The organism is Methylomonas rapida, from assembly GCF_024360925.2.
Taxonomy (GTDB): domain Bacteria; phylum Pseudomonadota; class Gammaproteobacteria; order Methylococcales; family Methylomonadaceae; genus Methylomonas; species Methylomonas rapida.
The window spans coordinates 99565-120344 of record NZ_CP113517.1 but is presented as its reverse complement, the minus strand read 5'-3'; the positions used below and the strand labels follow the sequence as shown (position 1 = coordinate 120344).

22 protein-coding genes are annotated in these 20780 nt (G+C 54.1%); 11 read left to right on the top strand and 11 right to left on the bottom strand.

All coding sequences use genetic code 11. The features are described from left to right. Position 1 precedes the first annotated feature (1 nt). A complete protein-coding gene (locus tag NM686_RS00540; protein ID WP_255189996.1) occupies positions 2-829 on the bottom strand; it encodes an energy transducer TonB in 828 nt (275 codons plus the stop codon). A 181-nt stretch (positions 830-1010) separates the two neighbouring features. Between NM686_RS00540 and NM686_RS00535 the strand changes: the two genes are divergently transcribed. Beyond that, on the top strand, positions 1011-2897 hold the full coding sequence (locus NM686_RS00535) for a potassium transporter Kup (RefSeq protein ID WP_269022138.1): 1887 nt from the start codon (positions 1011-1013) through the stop codon (positions 2895-2897). Here NM686_RS00535 and NM686_RS00530 read toward each other — a convergent pair. After that, positions 2894-3418 carry a hypothetical protein gene (locus tag NM686_RS00530; protein ID WP_269022136.1) on the bottom strand — a complete coding sequence of 175 codons (525 nt, stop codon included), beginning with the start codon at positions 3416-3418 and terminating at the stop codon, positions 2894-2896. The two genes, NM686_RS00535 and NM686_RS00530, sit on opposite strands and share 4 nt — an antisense overlap. Positions 3419-3688: 270 nt before the next feature. Continuing rightward, the gene (locus tag NM686_RS00525) at positions 3689-4561 is read right to left on the bottom strand and encodes a fumarylacetoacetate hydrolase family protein (protein WP_255189993.1); all 873 of its coding nucleotides are present in this window, start codon (positions 4559-4561) and stop codon (positions 3689-3691) included. Positions 4562-4706: 145 nt separating this feature from the next. Between NM686_RS00525 and trpE the strand changes: the two genes are divergently transcribed. The 8 genes from trpE (at position 4707) to NM686_RS00485 (ending at position 13834) form a co-directional block, all read left to right on the top strand. Continuing rightward, on the top strand, positions 4707-6188 hold the full coding sequence (trpE, locus tag NM686_RS00520) for an anthranilate synthase component I (RefSeq protein WP_255189992.1): 1482 nt from the start codon (positions 4707-4709) through the stop codon (positions 6186-6188). Beyond that, the gene (locus NM686_RS00515) at positions 6185-6775 is read left to right on the top strand and encodes an anthranilate synthase component II (RefSeq protein ID WP_255189991.1); all 591 of its coding nucleotides are present in this window, start codon (positions 6185-6187) and stop codon (positions 6773-6775) included. Before trpE ends, NM686_RS00515 begins: the two co-directional genes overlap by 4 nt. Beyond that, the gene (locus tag NM686_RS00510) at positions 6772-6942 is read left to right on the top strand and encodes a hypothetical protein (protein ID WP_255189990.1); all 171 of its coding nucleotides are present in this window, start codon (positions 6772-6774) and stop codon (positions 6940-6942) included. Before NM686_RS00515 ends, NM686_RS00510 begins: the two co-directional genes overlap by 4 nt. 177 nt (positions 6943-7119) lie before the next feature. Then, on the top strand, positions 7120-7575 hold the full coding sequence (locus tag NM686_RS00505) for a nucleoside deaminase (protein ID WP_255189989.1): 456 nt from the start codon (positions 7120-7122) through the stop codon (positions 7573-7575). A gap of 280 nt (positions 7576-7855) precedes the next feature. Further along, complete coding sequence (locus NM686_RS00500) at positions 7856-9085, top strand: TIGR03862 family flavoprotein (protein ID WP_255189988.1); 1230 nt, start codon at positions 7856-7858, stop codon at positions 9083-9085. Between the two features lie 277 nt (positions 9086-9362). Further along, on the top strand, positions 9363-11405 hold the full coding sequence (locus NM686_RS00495) for a TonB-dependent receptor plug domain-containing protein (protein WP_269022132.1): 2043 nt from the start codon (positions 9363-9365) through the stop codon (positions 11403-11405). A 9-nt stretch (positions 11406-11414) separates the two neighbouring features. After that, entirely contained in the window at positions 11415-11939 is a 525-nt protein-coding gene (locus NM686_RS00490) for a YfiR family protein (protein ID WP_255189986.1), read from the top strand. Beyond that, a complete protein-coding gene (locus tag NM686_RS00485) occupies positions 11936-13834 on the top strand; it encodes a response regulator (RefSeq protein ID WP_255189985.1) in 1899 nt (632 codons plus the stop codon). The genes NM686_RS00490 and NM686_RS00485 overlap by 4 nt, the downstream gene beginning before the upstream one ends. A gap of 140 nt (positions 13835-13974) precedes the next feature. Here the strand turns inward: NM686_RS00485 and NM686_RS00480 are convergent, their stop codons facing one another. The 8 genes from NM686_RS00480 to NM686_RS00445 all read right to left on the bottom strand — a co-directional run bounded on the left by NM686_RS00480 (position 13975) and on the right by NM686_RS00445 (position 19104). After that, entirely contained in the window at positions 13975-14619 is a 645-nt protein-coding gene (locus NM686_RS00480; protein WP_255189984.1) for an SPOR domain-containing protein, read from the bottom strand. Beyond that, positions 14619-16379: an arginine--tRNA ligase gene (gene argS / locus NM686_RS00475; protein WP_255189983.1), complete on the bottom strand. Its 1761-nt coding sequence runs from the start codon at positions 16377-16379 to the stop codon at positions 14619-14621. The genes NM686_RS00480 and argS overlap by 1 nt, the downstream gene beginning before the upstream one ends. A gap of 94 nt (positions 16380-16473) precedes the next feature. Continuing rightward, positions 16474-17157, bottom strand: a complete 684-nt coding sequence (locus NM686_RS00470) for a YggS family pyridoxal phosphate-dependent enzyme (protein WP_255189982.1) — start codon at positions 17155-17157, stop codon at positions 16474-16476. Between the two features lie 3 nt (positions 17158-17160). Beyond that, complete coding sequence (gene tatC / locus NM686_RS00465; protein ID WP_255189981.1) at positions 17161-17904, bottom strand: twin-arginine translocase subunit TatC; 744 nt, start codon at positions 17902-17904, stop codon at positions 17161-17163. Then, positions 17888-18205: a Sec-independent protein translocase protein TatB gene (gene tatB / locus NM686_RS00460; protein WP_255189980.1), complete on the bottom strand. Its 318-nt coding sequence runs from the start codon at positions 18203-18205 to the stop codon at positions 17888-17890. Before tatB ends, tatC begins: the two co-directional genes overlap by 17 nt. Positions 18206-18214: 9 nt before the next feature. Continuing rightward, on the bottom strand, positions 18215-18424 hold the full coding sequence (gene tatA / locus NM686_RS00455; RefSeq protein WP_255189979.1) for a twin-arginine translocase TatA/TatE family subunit: 210 nt from the start codon (positions 18422-18424) through the stop codon (positions 18215-18217). Between the two features lie 21 nt (positions 18425-18445). Then, positions 18446-18772: a phosphoribosyl-ATP diphosphatase gene (locus NM686_RS00450; protein WP_255189978.1), complete on the bottom strand. Its 327-nt coding sequence runs from the start codon at positions 18770-18772 to the stop codon at positions 18446-18448. Positions 18773-18951: 179 nt separating this feature from the next. Then, positions 18952-19104: a hypothetical protein gene (locus NM686_RS00445; protein WP_255189977.1), complete on the bottom strand. Its 153-nt coding sequence runs from the start codon at positions 19102-19104 to the stop codon at positions 18952-18954. 190 nt (positions 19105-19294) lie between these two features. Between NM686_RS00445 and NM686_RS00440 the strand changes: the two genes are divergently transcribed. Next, entirely contained in the window at positions 19295-20200 is a 906-nt protein-coding gene (locus NM686_RS00440; RefSeq protein ID WP_255189976.1) for a LysR family transcriptional regulator, read from the top strand. Further along, positions 20197-20778 (top strand): class I SAM-dependent methyltransferase, encoded by a 582-nt coding sequence (locus NM686_RS00435; RefSeq protein ID WP_255189975.1) that lies wholly within the window; start codon positions 20197-20199, stop codon positions 20776-20778. The genes NM686_RS00440 and NM686_RS00435 overlap by 4 nt, the downstream gene beginning before the upstream one ends. Positions 20779-20780: the final 2 nt, after the last annotated feature.

Below are 20780 nucleotides of genomic sequence, written 5' to 3'. Positions count from 1 at the left end.
TTTAATTGCGCAAAGTAAAAACAATCGGCACGATGACCGAACTGGCTACAGGGGTCTCGCCCCGCTTGGCAGGGATGAACCGCCACTTTCTAACAGCTTCCACCGCTGATTCGTCGAGTATTTCGTGACCGCTGGATTGTTCCACCGTCACATCATCGCTCAACCCTTGCGCCGATACTTTGACTCTCAATAGGACCTTACCCTGCCAGCCCCGACTTTTCGCAATCGTCGGGTAGTCCGGCTTGGGATTATGCGCATAGTTGGCTCGGAAATTGGCTTCGGTAAAGGTTTCCGCCGTATTTGCCGACGTGGCCTGACTCGTCGTCGATGTCGTCGTGCTCGCGCTGCTGCTCGTTTGCGTTGTCGGAGCGGCTTGCGGCACGGGTGCAGGAACCGGCTCTACCTCTTCCTGCGGTGCAAAGTCCGGCGCCTTTTGCACCACCGGCGCCGGCTTCTTCACGACCGGCTTGGGCTTGACCTTTTTAGGCGGAGGCGGCTTTTTTTCCGGCGGCGGCGGAGGTGGTGGTGCCGGCTTGGGCGGCGCGGTCGCCGGTTTTGGCGCCGACATGGCTATCATCGACACCTCCATGACCAACGGTACCGCCTCGGTAAGCTTTTCTTCCGGGCGCCGCATCAACCAGGTGAACAGCCAAACGTGTACCAGCAATACGAATAACGTCAACAACACCAACATGTTGCGCGGACGCTCTTCCCCCCAGAGTTCCAGCCAAGGCCGCCCCCCTGGCTTAGTTTCACCATTCGACGATCCACCGAAAAATATCCAATCGTTGTTCTGCAAAGCACCCTCGTTGCTTTTGAATGGAAACATAAAACAGTTTTGAAAAACCGGCCAAAATTCTACGCATTGTAATAGATAAACCGAGCCAACGTCAGCGTGAATGTCTCGGTAATTTAGCGTGTCCGGCAAAGATCATCAGCGCGACAATTTAGCGTAAAAATCACAATCTGTGGCATAATTTCCACACACGTCTCTTTTCCGTAGCTGTCCTATGGCCTTGAATCACCCCATCCAATCCAAACAACCGCTTTCCACCTTGGCCTTTGGAGCGATTGGCGTCGTTTTCGCCGACATCGGCACCAGCCCTTTGTACGCGGTAAAGGAAATATTTCATGGTGGCGTCGCCAACGATGCCACGCATATTTTAGGCGTGCTATCCCTGATTTTCTGGGCCTTGACGCTGGTGGTGGCAACCAAATACACCGTTTTCATCATGCGCGCGGACAACAAGGGCGAAGGCGGCATCATCGCGCTAATGGCCCTCGCCCTTCAAGGTTCCCGTGATCATCCCGAACGCAAACAACTCGTGATAACCCTTGGTCTGCTGGGTGCCGCGCTGTTTTATGGCGACAGCATCATCACGCCAGCCATTTCCGTCGTGAGCGCGCTGGAAGGCATCAAAGTCGCCTCGCCCCGATTCGAGAATCTGGTGATTCCGCTAACCCTGATACTGCTGATCGCGATGTTCGTACTGCAGACCAAAGGGAGCCGCCAAATCAACAAGTTTTTTCCGCACGTGATGTGCGTCTGGTTTGCAACGCTGGGCCTGCTCGGACTGATCAATATCGCCAAACATCCGGATGTGCTGAATGCCGTCAATCCTTATTATGCTTTTAACCTACTGGCGGAACTGGGCTGGAAGGGCTTTGTGATCATGGGCGGCGTGGTGCTCGCCATCACCGGCGCCGAAACCTTATATGCCGACATGGGCAATTTCGGCCTCAAGGCCATACGCCTGGCCTGGTTTGGCTTTGTGTTTCCGACCCTGCTACTCAATTATTTTGGCCAAGGGGCCTTACTGATACACGCCCCGGAAACACTGAGCAACCCTTTTTATCTGCTGGCGCCGAGCTGGGCGATGTATCCGATGTTGCTGCTGGCGACATTGGCCACTCTGATTACCTCGCAAGCCGTGATTTCTGGCGCATTTACCGTCACGCGCCAGGCAATTCAGCTGGGCTACTGTCCGCGCATGGAAATCCGGCATACCGCTAACGCCGAAGCGGGACGCGTATTTGTTCCGGTGATCAACTGGTCATTGATGGCGGCGGTATTGATTTTGGTCGTCAGCTTTAGAAATTCATCCGCCTTGGCCTCGGCCTATGGGATCGCGGTAACCGGTACCATGATCGTCGATACCATACTGGCATTCATCGTGATCAAAGCCTTGTGGCAATGGAACAAATTCACGAGCATCGCCTTTCTGTCGGTGTTTTTATTTATCGACTTGATGTTTTTGCTGTCCAACAGCCTCAAAATACCTAACGGCGGCTGGTTATCGCTGGTTGTTGCCGCGGCGCTGTTTGCGGTGATGACCACCTGGATCAAAGGCAAGGAAATGCTGGCCAAATATCTGGACGAAAAACGGATCTTGTTCGAGGATCTGCAGGAACAATTGAAGGATCGTCCGCTGGCCCAGGTGCCCGGCACGGCCATCTACATGGCACGCAGTCTGCATGGGGTACCGCAGGTATTGCTGCACAACCTGGAGCATAACCATGTGATGCATGAAAAGATCATCGTCTTGACCATCGTCACCAAGGAAGAACCTTATGTCGACGAAGCTCATCGCGTGAAGATTCGCTCGTTTGGCGACACCGGCAATTTTTTCCGCGTGAAGCTGTATTTCGGCTTCCAGGAAGAACAGGATGTGCGTCGAGCGTTACAATTGTGCTGTCACGAAGGCCTTGATATCAACCCAAAGACCGTCTCGTTTTTCATCGGTAGCGAGCGTCTATCTTTCCGCCGCAATAATCCAATGCCAGGCTGGCAAAGATCGTTATTCAGATTTTTGACGCATAATTCCGCCAGCGCGATTGCCTTCTTCAGGATTCCGGTCGAGCGCGTCATAGAACTGGGCATTCGGGTCGAACTCTAATCCCTGTTCCGACGCTGGCGATCCCGGTTTTCCCGCCGGAAGTCCATCCCTGATTCCATTCGGCGTTGCGAGCGACTGACATCGCCTCGTCCACCCTCGCCCGCGCGTCTTTCAAACCCCGGAAATCGCCTGGACTCTATCATGGACTTGCGTTTTCTGGCCTCGGATGTCCAGGCCTGCCCGGGCCTATCGGACCGCTCTTGCCAGGACCTATGCGGCATGTTCGGTTTCCAACGCTCGCTTCTATATTGTTTGGCAGGCCCATCCCAATCGCGCCTGCCATAACGCTCATGGCCATGATCATGGTGATGGGGCGGATACGCTGGCGCATAATACTGCTGGTAGCGAATCACGCCTCCCGGCTGATAATAAGTGCGAGACGGGTAATCGGAATAGCGATACGCGCCATAGCCGCCGCTATAGCCACTGCTGTAGCCGACATAACTGCGCTGATAACCGGGATGCGCGCATCCCGCCAATCCGACGACGAGCATGGAAAAAAGCAAAACCAGCTTTTTCATAAATGCCTCTAGGCCAATGCCTGTTAGTTTTTGTTGATCCTGGAAAAAGACTTTTGTCCACGAAAGCCACAAAACCAGCCCTGAGCTCGGGCGAAAGAAGCACGAAAAATTTAAAACCGTTATCACCTCGAACAATGCCACCCAACAACTGAAGGCATAAAGTTGATAACGCATTGATTGCTTTCGTGTATTTCGTGTTTTTCGTGGACTAGTGCTGTTTTTAGGTTGATGCCAGCATAGCCAATAGAGACTTAATCGACGCTTAACCCGCTATTGCACGCAAAATCCCGCCGGCTCCGCAATGACCGGGTTTGTCAACATGCCTATGCCCTCGATTTCTATCCGTACCGTCTGCCCTGGCTTCAAATAGCCGCGCGGCTTCATTTTGACACCAACGCCGGCCGGCGTGCCGGTGCTGATCACATCCCCCGGCTCCAAGGTCATAGCCTGGCTCAAATAAGCTACCATTTCATAGCAATTGAAAATCATCTCGCCAGTGCTGGCGTTTTGCCGCAATTCGTCGTCCACCCAGGTTTTCAGACTCAGATTGTGCGGATCTGGGATTTCGTCGGCCGTGACCAGCCACGGCCCCATCGGCCCGTGAGTATCGAAAGACTTGCCCAGCGTCCAGGTCGGCGTGCGCTGCTGCCAGTCGCGCACGGTGACGTCATTGCAAATCGTGTAACCGGCGATCATTTCATGCGCCCTTTCCACCGGTACGTGTTTGCAACGCTGGCCAATCACAAACGCCAATTCGCCTTCATAATCGACCTTTTCGGAGATGTCGGGCACATGAATCGCTGCGCCATTACCGATGACACAAGTGCTTTGCTTGGTAAAAAAGGTCGGATAGTCCGGTTTGTCGCGTCCGGTTTCGCTGATATGATCGGCATAATTGAGGCCAATGCCGAGAAATTTGCCCGGTCTTGGAATCGGCGCCAATAATTTCACCTGATCCAAGCCTACGCGGTGCTGGCCCGACGCGATCAAGCCCCGCATGGCTTGCAGGCCGGCTTCGCCCGCAGATAAAAGTGCCAGCATGTTGTCGGCATGCTCGATATGGCCGGTAGCGACCACCACGCCATCATCGACGCAGGCGCCAACGACTGTCTGCCCGTTAAAAATGCATGTAACCAGTTTCATGAGGGTATCCCTTGCGATAAATTCGCCGATTTTATAACGAAGCCGAAACGGACGAAAAACGATATAATCGAAAGCCGTTTTTGGCACAATCACAGCAAGTCGGCGTTTTGCCTGCCCATACAGACAGCAACCCCAACATAACAGCATGACTCCCGCGCAATTTTCCGAATACGCCCAACAGGGCTATAACCGCATCCCGGTCTGCCGCGAAGTGCTGGCCGACCTGGACACGCCGCTCAGCGCCTACCTAAAACTGGCCGACGGCCCTTATTCCTATTTATTCGAGTCGGTGCATGGCGGCGAGCAGTGGGGACGCTATTCCATCATCGGTTTGCCGTGCAAGACACGGGTCAAAATCAGCGGCAATGCAATCACGCTGGAAAAAGAGGGCGCAACCGAAAGTTTCGAGCATCCCAAGCCCCTGGAATGGATAGAGGAATTTCGCCAACAATATAAAGTGCCGGATGTCGAAGGGCTGCCGCGCTTCAACGGCGGCCTGGTCGGTTATTTCGGCTACGAAACGATTGGCTACATCGAACCTCGCTTGCGGGCGAGTGACAAGCCCGACCCCATCGGCACGCCGGACATCCTGTTGATGGTGTCGCAGGACTTGCTGGTATTCGACAACCTGTCCGGCAAAATGCTGCTGTTGACCCACGCCGATCCGTCCCACGACAACGCCTACCATAACGCCAAGGCTCGCTTGGACCGGCTGGTCGCGAAATTGCGCGAGCCGCACGCCCACCCCAAGCCGCACTCGACCAGCAAGCATGTGCAGGAAGACGATTTCGTCTCCGGCTTCACCCAGCAAGGTTTCGAAGACGCGGTGCGCAAGGCCAAGCAATACATTACCGACGGCGACTGCATGCAGGTCGTGCTATCCCAGCGCATGTCGATCCCGTTCAGCGCCGCACCGCTGGATTTGTACCGCGCCCTGCGCTGCCTGAATCCGTCGCCGTACATGTATTACCTGAACCTGGAGGATTTCCACATCGTCGGCTCGTCGCCGGAAATCCTGGTGCGGCTGGAAGACGACGAAATCACGGTCAGACCGATCGCCGGCACCCGCCGCCGCGGCGAAACCCACGAACAGGATCTGGCGCTGGAAAAAGAGCTGTTGGCTGACCCCAAGGAAATCGCCGAACACTTGATGTTGATAGACCTGGGCCGCAATGACACCGGCCGGGTCGCCAAGATCGGCAGCGTCAAACTGACCGACAAGATGATCATCGAACGCTACTCGCACGTGATGCACATCGTGTCTAATGTGACCGGCGAACTGCAGGACGGCAAGAACGCCTTCGACGTCCTGGCGGCGACCTTCCCGGCCGGCACCGTCAGCGGCGCGCCCAAGATCCGGGCGATGGAAATCATCGACGAACTGGAGCCGGTCAAGCGCGGCATCTATTCCGGCGCGGTCGGTTATATCTCGTGGTCCGGCAATCTGGATACCGCGATCGCAATCCGTACCGCCGTGATCAAAGACCAAACCTTACATATCCAGGCCGGCGCCGGCATCGTCTACGACTCGGTGCCGCGTAGTGAATGGGAAGAAACGATGAACAAGGGCCGCGCGGTGTTCCGCGCCGTCAGCATGGCCGAAGCCGGCCTCGGAGGAAAAGCATGAGCGCCGTCAGACTGGTGATGGTCGACAACTACGACTCGTTCACCTATAACCTGGTGCAATATTTCGGCGAACTCGGCGCCGAGGTCATCGTGGTGCGCAACGACGAAGTCACGGTGGAAGACATCGAAGGCTTGCGCCCGGACAAGATCGTCATCTCACCGGGGCCCTGCACGCCGAAGGAAGCCGGCATCTCGGTGGAAACCATACGCCGCTACGCCGGCAAATACCCGATTCTGGGGGTCTGCCTGGGCCATCAAAGCATAGGTTATACCTTTGGTGGCAACATCGTCCACGCCAAGCAAATCATGCACGGCAAGGTATCGCAGGTGTTCCACAACGATGTCGGCGTATTCAAGGGCCTGAGCAATCCGTTCACGGCGACTCGCTACCATTCCTTGGTCATCGAACAAGCGAGCCTGCCCGAATGCCTCGAAATCACGGCCTGGACCCAGGATGCCGCCGGCAACATCGACGAAATCATGGGCGTGCGCCATAAAACCCTGGATGTCGAAGGCGTGCAATTTCATCCCGAGTCGATCTTGACCGAGCACGGGCACGATATGTTGAGGAATTTTTTGGCGCGATGAGCTCGTTAGCGCTTGGCAAAAACATTCCCCCAGTTGAGGTCACGCCTATTTCCAGCCATGGCGTCTGGTTGCTGACTCAAACCGAAGAATTATTCTTGTCCTACGACGATTTTCCTTGGTTTAGACATCAACCCGGCAAATCCATTATCCACGTCGAAGAGCCTTAACCGAATCATTTTTATTGGCCGGAAATCGATGTGGATTTGACGGTGGAGAGGATCAAGCACCCTGACCGGTTTCCGTTGCAACACACAACATAGATATAACGCCGCAGAGCCGCGTTTAATCAAAGCTGTTTTCCTCGATTCCGTTACCCTGCATCGAGGCTACTTCGGGAGAACCCTATGAACTACGAAAACCTGTTGGCAATCGCCTACGAAGAAGCGCAAATAGGCTTCGAAGAAGGCGGCGTGCCGGTTGGCGCGGCCTTGTTCGATGCCGACGGCAACTTATTGGGCCGCGGCCGCAACCGCCGCGTGCAGGACAACGATCCATCGGTGCATGGCGAAACCGACGCCTTCCGCAAGGCCGGCCGGCAAACCAACTACCGCGACAAGATTTTGGTGACGACGCTGGCGCCTTGCTGGTATTGCTCCGGCTTGATTAGGCAGTTCAACATCGGAACCGTCGTGGTCGGCGAAGCAGAAAACTTCGAAGGGCATCTGGACTGGCTGCGCGAGGCCGGCGTCAACGTCGTCGAGATGCACGACCCCCATTGCATCGCGCTGATGAAACGTTTCATAAAAGAGTCGCCGCATGTTTGGTTCGAGGACATCGGCGAATGCGACCAGCATATCTGAAATCGCCAGCCTCGATGTAATCCAAAGTACCTTCGATGCCACCTTACCGCTACGTCACAGCCCCATTAAGGAGTGTGTGAGAAATAAGCTAGACAATGGTAGGTGCGAATTCATTCGCACTATGCGGATAAATCCGCACCTACACCGAATACTTGCATAGATTATTTCGTGTTCATTCCTAAGTTAAGAAAATCCCGTCTTTCCGGCCGGCATGACGACTTAACTTAACGGCAGAGTAGCGCCGCGTGGCTACGTTATTTTTCCAATACCTTTATCTGCTATGCCCTCAGCTAAAAAATCCGTCGCCATCATCGGCGCAGGCCCGGCCGGCTTGATGGCCGCCGAAGTTTTGAGTCAAGCCGGACTAGCCGTCGATATTTTCGACGCGATGCCCTCTGCGGGACGCAAGTTTTTGATGGCAGGCAAAGGCGGCATGAACATCACGCACGCCGAGCCCTTCGCGCAATTTTTATCCCGTTACGGCGAGCGACAAGCAGAACTGGAACCTCTGCTCACCGAATTTACGCCCGATGCGTTGCGAACCTGGGTCAAGGGATTAGGACTGGACACCTTCGTCGGCAGTTCTGACAGAGTTTTTCCGACCGACATGAAAGCCGCGCCGCTATTGCGTGCGTGGTTGCACCGCCTGCGCGCCAACGGCGTGCATCTTCACATGCGCCATCGCTGGCTAGGCTGGGCGAATCATGCCCTGCGCTTCGATACTCCCAACGGCGAACGCGTCATCGATGCCGATGCGACCCTGCTGGCCCTGGGTGGAGCAAGCTGGCCACAACTGGGTTCGACCGGCCTGTGGGTCGATTTGTTGACGGCGCGTGGCATCGAGATCGCGCCGTTGCGGCCGGCCAACTGCGGCTTCGAAACCGGTTGGAGCGATTATTTTCGCCAGCGCTTTGCCGGCCAACCGCTCAAATCGGTAAACCTCGCCTTTACTGATGCACACGGCAAGTCAATCCGGCAACAAGGCGAATTGACGGTCAGCGATTACGGATTGGAGGGCGGATTGATCTATGCCGTGTCTGCACCGCTGCGCGATCAAATAGCCATCAAAGGTTCGGTGACGATTGCATTGGATTTACTACCCAACCGGTCGCAGCAAAACATCCTCGATCGCCTGTCGGCAGCGCGCGGAAAGGACTCCTTGAGCAATCATCTGCGTAAACGCCTCGGCATCGAAGGTATCAAGGCGACCTTATTGCGAGAAATACTCGATCCCGCCGCAATGGCCGACCCGACCCGACTCGCGACAGCCCTGAAATCCCTGCCGATCACACTGTACGCCCCCCGCCCGATTCAAGAAGCCATCAGCAGTGCCGGCGGCGTGGTTTTCCCCGAACTGAACCAAGGCTTGATGCTGCGCAAATTGCCCGGCGTTTTCTGCGCCGGCGAAATGCTGGATTGGGAGGCGCCGACCGGTGGTTATTTACTGACCGCTTGCCTGGCCAGCGGTCGAGCGGCCGCGCAAGGCGCGTTGAACTGGTTTAGGCAATAAGGATTGCGCCCAATAACGTTCCGAAATAGCGATTCCCGTCAAATCGTTCGTATCCGACAGCGACTGCGGGTGGCAGAACAAGACATGAATCAACGTCTCCGCGCCCCTTCAACAAGCCTCACCTGAGCATAAGCTAAGAACCCAGTACGCAAGTTTTTTCACCGATCCCGCACGGGACCGGCTCTATAGAACATTTCAACATTAACGCTTCAGACAATTACAACAATGAGGTAAGCTCACTTATAATCAGCCGGATAAGCCCTCCTCCCAGACTCTCATGATGCTTTTTTCAACAAATCGCTGCATTGCATTGCTGTTAGGTTTGCTGTTACTAACAGCGGTTGACACCGCATTTGCCGCGGAAGACGCGACCGATCCGATGCAATCGACTCAAGAGCTGTTGCCGTTGAGCTGGGAAGAACTGACGGATCTCGACGTCTCCAGTCTGGCGCGCCAGGAGCAATCGGTAAAGAATAGTCCCTCCGCCGCATTTGTCATTACCGCCGAGGACATCAGACGCTCCGGGGTAACGAGCATACCCGAGCTATTACGGATGGTGCCGGGCATGAACGTCGCCAGAATCAATTCGTGGAATTGGGCCATCAGCGCGCGCGGTTTCAATGATCTGTACTCAAACAAACTGCAGGTCATGATAGACGGGCGCAGTATTTACGATCCATTGTTCAGCGGCGTCTATTGGGGACAGCAAAATCCTTCGCTACAAGACATAGAACGCATCGAAGTATTACGCGGCCCCAGCGGCAGTCTATGGGGCGCCAACGCGGTCAACGGCACCATCAACATCATCACCCGCTCCGCCCGCGACACCCAAGGCGGTCTTTTATATGGCGGCGGCGGCAGTGAAGAACAGGGTTTCGGCGGCCTGCGTTATGGCACGCGCTTATCCGAATCGACTTATTTACGCGGCACCTTGAATACGCTTCATCGCGATGCCAGCATGGATTTGACCGGCAATCAGGATACCCACGACGATGGCAATGCTCAAAACGGCAATTTTCGCCTGGACAGCCAACTCAGCGAACACGATCAACTGATGCTGGAAGCCAATGTGACACGCTATCGCTTCCATGGTTACTTCATCGGCGTCACATCACTCGACCCCCTGCGCTGGCGCAATGACGATTTTGGCCGCGAAGGCGTGACGGGTAGTTTGCAAGGCAATTGGAAACATAGGACCGATAGCGGTCATAATTGGGATGTCAACATGGCATTCACGCAAACCAGCTGGGATCTGGCGATGAATGGCATGGACCGATCCCATTTTGTGCTGGATTTTCAACACAATCTGCCTGCATACGATGCCCATCACCTGCTGTGGGGCCTGAATTACCAAACCATACACGATAATTTTGAAAACACGCTGACAGTGGGTTACACGCCCCTCGAATTTACGCAGCACAATATCGGCGTGTTTTTACAAGATCAGATCGACCTATTAGACAACCTTTCCTTGATCCTGGGCAATCGGGTGGAGCATTTTACCTATACCGGCTGGGAAACCGAACCCAATGCTCGCCTGTTGTGGACCCCGAACAAGCAGCACAGCCTGTGGGCGGCCGTCTCCCGCGCGGTGGTACTGCCGAATCGCGCCCAGCACAGCATTCATTTGTTCAAGCAGCTTCCCGGCACCAATCCGCCAGTGTTCGGCAATGCGCTCACCAACCCGGACATGAGAACCGAAAATCTTTTGGCTTTCGAACTGGGCTGGCGCTGGCAAATCAGTCATAGCCTCGATGTCGATACCGCGTTGTTCTACAACATCTATGATAAGATGCAGGGCACCAAATTCGTTGGCAATCCTTACACTATCGACAATAGCGGCACCGTGGTCCGGGACGGCGCCGTCGGCAACTTCCGGCAAGTCAAAAGCTACGGCCTGGAATTGGCCGCCAACTATCGGATCAATCCTGACTGGCGTTGGCAGGCTTCCTACAGCGCGAATCAATTCGAGGCCCGGTATGATGAAAACGAACCCTGGTTTCGCGATCCCTTGACCGAGATCCACCAAAACCCGCAACATAGCTTATCGCTACGCTCGCTATACAACGTCACCAACGAGATCGAACTGGATGCATGGGCGCGCTATGTTGATGAAATTTATGTCGACGGCCGCACGATCCCCGATTATTTCACGCTGGATCTACGCCTGGGCTGGCATCCCCACAAGGATCTGGAGTTTTCGCTCAGCGGGCAAAACCTACTCGACAGCCACCACCCTGAATTCAGCGATGTCTTTTACATTACTGCCTTCAGCCAGATTGAGCGTGCTTATCTAGCGCAAATGTCCTGGCGTTTCTGAGATTGGGTCGTGATCAGAGCATTGCTTAAAACACTGCTCCTCAGCATAGGCCTAGGCCTATGTATATGTTGTGGCAGCCATGCCGCCGACACCAACCTAGTCAACCGCGAATATCAGCTGAAGACCGCCTATCTGTTTCATTTTGCCGAACTGGCGGAATGGCCCACGCCAACGCCCGTGACCATTTGCTTACAAGGCGACAGCCCGCTGCGTGCCTATCTTCCGGTACTGAGCGGCTTGCAAATCGACGGCAGAACCGTGCATGTCCTGCTGGCGGAAAACCCTCCCATACAACATTGCCAAATCCTGTTCCTGAGCGATTTAAGCGCGCTTAGCCAAACGTTATTGGACCAAGCCAAAAACAACCATGTGCTATTGGTCAGCGATATCGAAGACTTTGCCCGTCAAGGCGGCATGATCGAATTCACGCTAAGAGACAATAAGCTCAAGTTGGTGGTGAATTTGACCGCCGTGAAGCGGGCCGGATTAAAACTGAGTTCAAAACTACTACGCATGGCGGAAATACTGGAATGAAACCATTCAAAAATCCGCGGATTTCGATCACGCAAAAGTTATCCAAGATTTTGGGGCTAATGGCGATATTGACGCTGCTGCTGGCGACGCTGACCCTCTCGATACGCGAATACGAAGAGTTGCAACATGATCTGGACAATAGACTCAAACTGACTGCGGATATGATAGGGCAGAACAGCAGTGTTGCCCTGCTGTTCGAAGACAAGAAAACCACCCAAGAGATACTAGACGCCCTGACCCACGATCCCGACATCATTTCCGCCGTCATTCAAACGGCATCCGGCGACACGTTCGCCAGCTACGCCAACCCGGATCATCACGCCCGCGGTGATTGGCCGGCATTCGTTCCCAAAACCCGCTCGGTTCATCGAGTCATCTATTACAACAATCAAAGCATCGTCGGTCGCATCACGCTGACGGCCGATCTTTATCGCCCCTATCTTGCCTTGATCAGCGAGACAGTGATCGATTCGGCTATCGTATTGGTTGCGTTGAGCATGGCGGCCTTGTTCGTCATGCGCCTGCAACGCTCATTATTGGGCCCAATCTTGCAATTGGCCGACACCGCGCGGCAGATTGAACGCGATCACGATTACAGCATCCGTTTCAATTATGCCGGCGACGATGAGATCCGAGATTTATCCGAGGCCTTCAATAGCATGTTGCAGCAAATTCAGCTGAACGAGTCCTATTTGGAAAACACAGTCAATTCGCGCACGCGGGAATTGGAATTTGCCAAACAAGAAGCGGAAGCGGCCAACCAGGCGAAAAGTGCCTTTTTGGCCAATATGAGCCATGAAATCCGCACGCCGATGAACGCCGTCATCGGCTTGGTCGAGTTATGCCTGAATACTCACCTGACCGACAAACAACACGAATACCTGCAACGGGTGGAAACCGCATCCCGTTCCTTGATGACGATCATAGACGACATCCTCGATTTTTCTAAAATGGAAGCCGGCAAAATGCAGCTGGAAAACATTCCGTTTCTGCTGGAAGAGATGCTCGAACAGGTCTATGCCACGATGATGCAATTAGCCGCGCGTAAAAACCTCAAGCTGATACATCCCCCTATCACCGTCTATCATGCGGTGATCGGCGATCCTCACCGCCTACGCCAGATATTGATCAACCTGATCGGCAACGCGATCAAATTTACCGAGCGCGGCGAAGTGCGTATCACGTTGACCGAGCTGCACAGAGATACCCGGCATATCTGTCTGGAATTTTGTGTCAGCGATACCGGTGTCGGCATCAGCTCCGAACAGCAAAAACATTTATTTCAGGCCTTTGCTCAAGGCGACAATAGCGTGACGCGCAATTACGGCGGCACCGGTTTGGGTCTGGTGATTTCCAAGCAATTGATCGAACAAATGGGAGGATCGATCAGGCTCAGCAGCATCGAAAATGTCGGCTCCAACTTCATCTTTACCGTGAAGCTGGGCATCACGGAACTGACCAGCGTTCAGCCCACCGCGCGGCAGGACAGCTTCAATATCAACACCCCTGAATATCAAGCCCTGCGGGGTACGCGCGTGCTATTGGTCGAGGACAATGAAATCAATCGCATCGTCGCCCAGGAATTATTGGAAAAATTGCAATTGGAAGTCGATGTGGCCGAGAACGGGGCAGTTGCGTTGATCAAGTTGCAGTCCAACCGCTACGATTGTGTGTTGATGGATGTGCAAATGCCGGTCATGGACGGCTGCGTGGCAACACGGCGCCTGAAGGAAATGGAGGCCTGCAAGGACTTGCCGGTGATTGCGATGACCGCCAACGCGATGAATGAAGACAAGCAACGTTGCCTGGATGCCGGCATGGTTGACCATATCAGCAAGCCCATTCTGCCGGCCACGCTGTATGCCGTGTTGCGCAAATGGGTAAAACGGGGTTAGTCCAAAAAGCCCTCGCCGCCTCTCGAGCAACCCGTGTTTATCGGACCTTGGCCATTCAGCGATCATCGCTTCGTGGATCAACGGCTTTTTCTAGATTTAATCCCCAATCTGCGCTTGAGTGAAGGCTTATGGCCCGGAGACTATTTGCCTTGTTCGGCAACAATCACGCCTATGCCGTTCTTTTGCAACAGGTCTTTGATGGTGGCAACGCTGGATGGGTTGTCGTAGGGACCGATTTTTACCCGATGCCAGATCACACTGCCCACTTTGGCTTTTTCAACCCAGGACTCAATACCCAACAGCGCCAACTTGGCTTTATGGCGCTCGGCCTCGGCCGCCTCGCGGAAGGAGCCGGCCTGCATCACATATTTGGTGGCCTTGGTTTTACCGACCAACTCTTCCCGCACCCGACTCTGGATTTCATAATCCGGCACCACGGTTTCCGCCTGCGGCAAAATCGTATAAAAATCGTAACGAGGCTCTTCTGGTTGCACCGGCTCCGGCTCCGGCGCGGGTTCCGCCTTTTTCTCGGGCTCGGCTGCCGTTTGCGTTTGCACGGGTATATTTTGCTTGACGGTTTGATCTTGCGTGCTAACTTGAGCCTCCGGCTTGCCCGCCATCAGCTCGGCCACCATGCCGCGCACCATATTCAAAAACACCACAAAGGCCACGATCAGCACGGCCACCAAAAGCCAGCGCCACCAAACAGTTGGCGCCTTCCTGGCCCGACCGCGCCTTGCGGCATAGCTGGGACTTTGGACGCGGTGTTTATAATCTCTGGCCATTACATCGATTCTGGAGTATGGATTTTCAGTAGATTCAGGGCATTGGCCAACACCTGCCTGACCGCGCAAATCAAATTCAACCGGGCATTGCACAAGCACTCGTCATCGACCAAAAACTGATGGGCGTTGTAATAGCTGTGGAATTGATTGGCCAGTTCTCGCAAATAATGAATCAGCTGATGCGGCTCGTAATACACCGCCGCGCGCTCCAGCACTTCCGGGTATTTGGACAGCGTGGTCAATAACTCGGTTTCGTGCGGCTCGGTCAGCAACTGCAAATGCTCCATGCCCAGATTCAGGTTGCGGCCGCGCCCTTTTTCATCGAGCTGGCGCAACACGCTGCAAACCCGCGCATGCGCGTATTGCACATAATAAACCGGATTTTCGTTGGTTCTGGACGTGGCCAGCCGCAAATCAAAATCCATGTGCTGTTCGGATTTGCGCATCACATAGAAAAAGCGGCAAGCGTCCTTACCCACTTCGTTGCGCAATTGCCGCAACGTGACGAATTCGCCGGACCGTGTGGACATCTGCACTTTTTCCTCGCCGCGGTACAGCACCGCGAATTGCACCAGCAACACTTTCAGCTTGGATTCATCGGCGCCCAGGGCCTGCATCGCCGCCTTCACGCGCGGGATATAACCATGGTGGTCGGCGCCCCAGATATTGACGATCTGATCGAAGCCGCGATCCAGCTTGTTCATGTGATAAGCGATATCGGAGGCAAAATAGGTGGTCTGGCCGTTGTCGCGCACCACCACCCTGTCCTTCTCGTCGCCCAACCGGCTGGAAGCAAACCAGGTGGCGCCGTCCTGTTGATACAGGTAACCCGCATCCTGTAAACGCTGCAGTGCTTGCTCGACGGAATGATCATCCATCAATGAGCGTTCGGAAAACCATTGCTGATAGCTGACGCCGAATTCTTCCAGATCGTCCTTGATATCGGCCAGAATCTCATCCAAACCGATCTTGAACACGGCGTCATAGTGCGCCGGCCCAAGCAGAGCCTTGGCGCGCTCTATCAAGGCATCGATATGTTTTTCCTTGTCGCCGCCTTGCGGTTCGTCGGCCGGGATGTTTTCGAAGACGACCGCGACCGCATGGCGATAACTATCCCCGGCTTTCTTATGCAGATTGAACGCGATGTCGCATACATATTCGCCGCGATAGCCGTTGCTCGGGAACACGAACACTTCGCCGCACTCTTCCAGATAACGCAGCCAGACGCTGGTCGCCAGAATGTCCATCTGCCGTCCGGCGTCATTGACGTAATATTCGCGCTCGACGTCAAAACCTGCAGCCTCCAACAAGTCGGCCACCGCCGAACCGTAGGCTGCACCCCGGCCGTGCCCCACATGCAAAGGACCTGTCGGATTGGCGGAAACGAACTCGACCTGCACGCGCTTTCCGGAGCCGATTTTGCTCAAGCCAAACTCGGGGCCGGCGTCATGGATTTGTTTGACGATCTGGAACTGGCTGTTGGGATCGATGAAAAAATTGATGAAGCCGGGCCCGGCAATCTCGATTTTACTGACCAGTTTGTCCGCCGGGATGGCGGCTACGATTTTTTCCGCCAATTGCCGCGGGTTGTGTTTGGCGGCTTTGGCCAGCGTCATCGCCAGATTGGTGGCAAAATCGCCATGCTGGGCATCGCGGGCGCGCTCCAACACGACCTGCGCGGTCACGTCACCGTCAAGAACACCTTGCGTTTTTAGGGCTTCGACAGCTTGTTGCAACAGGTATTCGAGCTTATGTTTCATGATCGGGGCAGAGAAAATGTGGACAAAATAACGACTTATTATCCATCAAAAAGCCCCCCATGGCTACCAGGCTTCCTCCTTCAAGACTCTAACGCTAGTCGTACTGACGCTCGCCGAACAAAGCGGTGCCGATGCGCACCATGGTAGCCCCCTCCATGATCGCCGCCTTCAAGTCTCCACTCATGCCAAACGAATAACTGTCCAGCTCCGGCCTGTTCAACTCCTTAACCGCCTGACATAGGCGTCGGTAGGGCTGTCGCTGCTTGGCATAATTGCTTTCGGCTTCCGGAATCGCCATCACGCCGCGCAGACGCAGGTTCGGCAACATCCTGACCTCCTCGACCAACGCCGGCAAATCCTCCAGGCTCACGCCGGACTTGCTGTCTTCCGCGCTGATGTTGACTTGCAAGCAGATGTTCAACGGCGGCAAATGCGCCGGCCGCTGTTCGCTAAGGCGTTGCGCGATTTTCAGGCGATCGACGCTATGCACCCAAGCGAAATGGGTCGCGATGGGCTTGGTTTTATTCGATTGAATCGGGCCGATGAAATGCCAGGTGATATTGAAGGCCGAAAGCTGCCGTTGTTTACCCAGAGCTTCTTGCAGATAATTTTCGGCGAAATGCCGCTGCCCCAGGCGGTACAGCGTTGCAATATCACCAGCCGGCTTGGTTTTGCTCACCGCCAGCAATTGCACGCTGCCTCTGGGTCTGCCGGCAATGCTCACGGCATGGCGAATCTGGCTGCGAACATGTTGAAAGCGTTCGGCGATGTCGTTCATGCGTCATTCTTCCCGTTTACGTCCGACAAACAATCTGGAAAACAACAAACCGGATTCAAACAGCAGGCACATCGGCACCGCCAACAAGGTTTGCGACAAGGCGTCCGGCGGCGTTAAAAACATCGCGATCACAAACACGCCGACGATCACGTAGGGACGCTTTTCGGCCAGGCTTTCGGGCGTGGTAATGCCGGTCAAAACCAGCACGATGGTAAAAATCGGCACCTCGAACGAAATGCCGAAGGCAAAAAACATCGTCAAGACGAAATCCAGATAAGTGGATATATCCGTCATCACCGCGACACCCTCGGGCGCGGCCGCCGTCAAATAGCCGAACACCAACGGAAACACCACGTAATAGGCAAACGCCGCGCCGGCGTAAAACAGCACAGTACTGGCCAGCAATAATGGCAACATCATCAGTTTTTCGTGGCGATAGAGTCCTGGCGCCACAAAGCCCCAAAACTGAAACAGGATATATGGCACGCATACGAATATCGCCACGACAAGGGCCAGCTTGATCGGGGTAAAGAACGGTGAAGCCACGTCGATCGCAATCATCGTGCTATTGGCCGGCATATGCCGCAACAACGGTTCGGCCAAATAGTGATAAATCTCGTTGGCATAGAACGCCGTGCCGATAAAAACCAGCAACACGCACAAAACCACGCGCAACAAGCGATCGCGCAGCTCTATCAAATGACTGATGAAAGGCTGCTCGGCGTGAGGATCAAACTGGTTTGTCATCGTTCTGTTTGGGCTGGTCTTCCGATTGCAGACCAAGGTTGACATCCTCGACCGCGGCTTTGGTGTCCTTGGCTACTTGTTGCAAATCCTCGGCAATGGATTGCTGCTCCAGCAGCAATTGCCGCATTTCTTCCGCTTGCAATTCCTGCTTGATTTCCGCCTTGACATTGGCAATGGTTCTGCGCGCCTTGCCCAACCAAAATCCCGCTATGCGCGCCGCCTTGGGCAAACGTTCGGGGCCGATCACCAACAAGGCAATCAAACCCACCATGACTAATTCCGAAAAACCGACATCGAACATAACTCAACATCAAGCCTGATCTTTTTCTTTATGCGTGATTTCGCCATCCAGCGTCTCGCCTTTTTTATCGTCGATATTTTTCGCTTCGCCGCCTTCTTTCATCGACGAGCGGAAATTCTTGATGGCATCCCCCAAATCAGCGCCCACGTTTTTCAGGCGCTTGGTGCCAAACACCAAAATCACGATCGCCAATATCAACAGTAATTCCGACATGCTCATGCCCATATTTCACTCCTCGAGTTAATGATTGACCGAATCGCGCCGAGCCTTTTCCTGCAAACCGGACAAGCCGAAGCGGCGCTGTAACTCATCGATCACCTGTCCGGGCCCCAACCCTTGATGCGCCAGCATCACCATGCAATGAAACCATAAATCGGCAGTTTCATAGACGATTTTGTCTTTGTCGCCATCTTTCGCCGCCATCACGGTTTCAGTGGCTTCCTCGCCGATTTTTTTCAAAATATGATCCAGGCCTTTGGCATACAGACTGGCCACATAAGACTGATCCGCGGATTGCCGCTTGCGTTGCTCCAAAACTTCGGCCAACTGCTGCAGTACATCATTCATTAACGGTCTCTCTTGAGTTGTTAGCGGAAAAATCATAACACGTTGCCATGTTCGCAAAAACGACGGGCAAAAAAAACCTCCCAATGCTTGCGCAGAGGGAGGTAAAAAACCAAGCAGAGTGCTATGAGGAGGTTCCGCTTGTATTACAACACCAGGAGGTAGTTACAAATTCTTTGAGATCAGCCTTGGATATGAGCCCTGGCTGTCATATTGCTGACCATGGAGGTCGCGGCAAATAAAACGGTGGAAATGACAAACAAACCTGAAATAAAACTCCAAATACCTGCGATGAACAGGGAACCAATCAGGACATCTTTGCTTAAGTCGTTCATTTAGTTTCGAATACCTACAATTTAAAAGCTTATCTTGACAAAGCACTTTGGCTTTGCATTTCAGTTACCGCATACTATACAGTATAAAAAAATGTTTACAATTGGGAGTTTATAAAATTTATTGTAAACGTATAAGAAACAATTAAAATGTCAATATTTTCCTGAATCCACCCAATCGACGAGGCAGCCCATGGACAAATTAACCAGTATGAATGTGTTCGTTCGCGTCGCCAAAGCAGGCAGTTTTGCCAAGGCCGCCAAAGACTTGGATATTTCCAGAGCCATGGCCACCAAGCACATCATGCAACTGGAAAGCGAACTGAACACGCGCCTGTTCAACCGTACTACCCGCAGCTTAAGCCTGACTGAAGCTGGCGAGGAGTATCTGGAGCGCTGCCAGCAAGTCTTGCTCGATGTCGCCGAAATGGAATCCGCCGTCACCAAACTACAAACCGAGCCGCGCGGCGTATTGAAAATCCTGGCCCCGCCTGTCATTGGCGCCACGCATATTGCTCCCGGCTTGACGGAATATCTGAAAACCTATCCCGATCTTTCCGTTGAAATGGTTTTGAAAGGCGGCCAGGTCGATTTGATAGACGAAGGGGTGGATATGGCCATTTATCTCGGCCAACTCACCGATACCAGCCTGGTTGCGCGAAAATTGGGGACTTCGTCGCTAGTTGTCTCCGCATCCCCCGAATACTTGAAAACCCATGGCATTCCACAGGACCCCGAAGACCTTGACGATCACAGCTGCCTGATCAACTGGGCAATTCCGCCTCGCAATAAATGGCGCTTCAAAGGCATTCTGGGCGAACGCACCGTCACCGTCACCGGTCGCATGCAAGCCAACATGGCCGACCCGATTCGCAACGCCGCGATCAACGGCTTGGGACTGATCATGCTGCCGCGTTACATCATCGGCCGAGACATCGAGTTGGGCCGCCTGCAAGTGGTGATGGAGCAATATGCGATCAGCCCGTTGGAAATTTATGCGGTTTATCCGCATCGCAAATATCTATCGGCCAAGGTCCGCTCGTTTCTGGAGTTCATTCAAGGCTGGCTACCGCACCGCATCGGCATCGATCCGCCATGATGAAACTGCAGCACAAATGGGATGAAATCTACCGCTCCAGCCCACAGCAAGCCGAAGCCTGCGAGGTGCTGCGCAACCATCGCCATCTGTTGCCCAAGCAAGGCAAAGCGCTGGATCTGGCCTGCGGCTTGGGCGGCAATGCCTTGCTACTCGCCGAACGAGGTTTACGCGTCGAAGCCTGGGATATTTCCACCGTGGCATTGGCTCAATTGCGAGAACAGGCCGCTATTCGGCGGCTGCCTATCGACGCCAAGCAAGGCAACATCGCTAGCGACAGCCTGGCGAATCATTCATTCGACGTGATCGTCATCAGTCGTTTTCTTGACCGTTCTCTGTGTAATGCGATAATGGAGGCCTTAAACCCCGAAGGCTTGCTGTTTTATCAAACATTTACGCGCAACAAGCTTGATAAAGAAGGCCCCGGCAATCCCGAATATTTGTTGGAACGCAACGAGCTGTTGCGCATGTTCTCTCCGCTCAGCCTTGTCTATTATCAAGAAAATGCCCGCATCGGCGATTTGCGGCTCGGCAATCGGAACGAAGCCTATTACATCGGACAAAAAATCAACCCGGTATAACA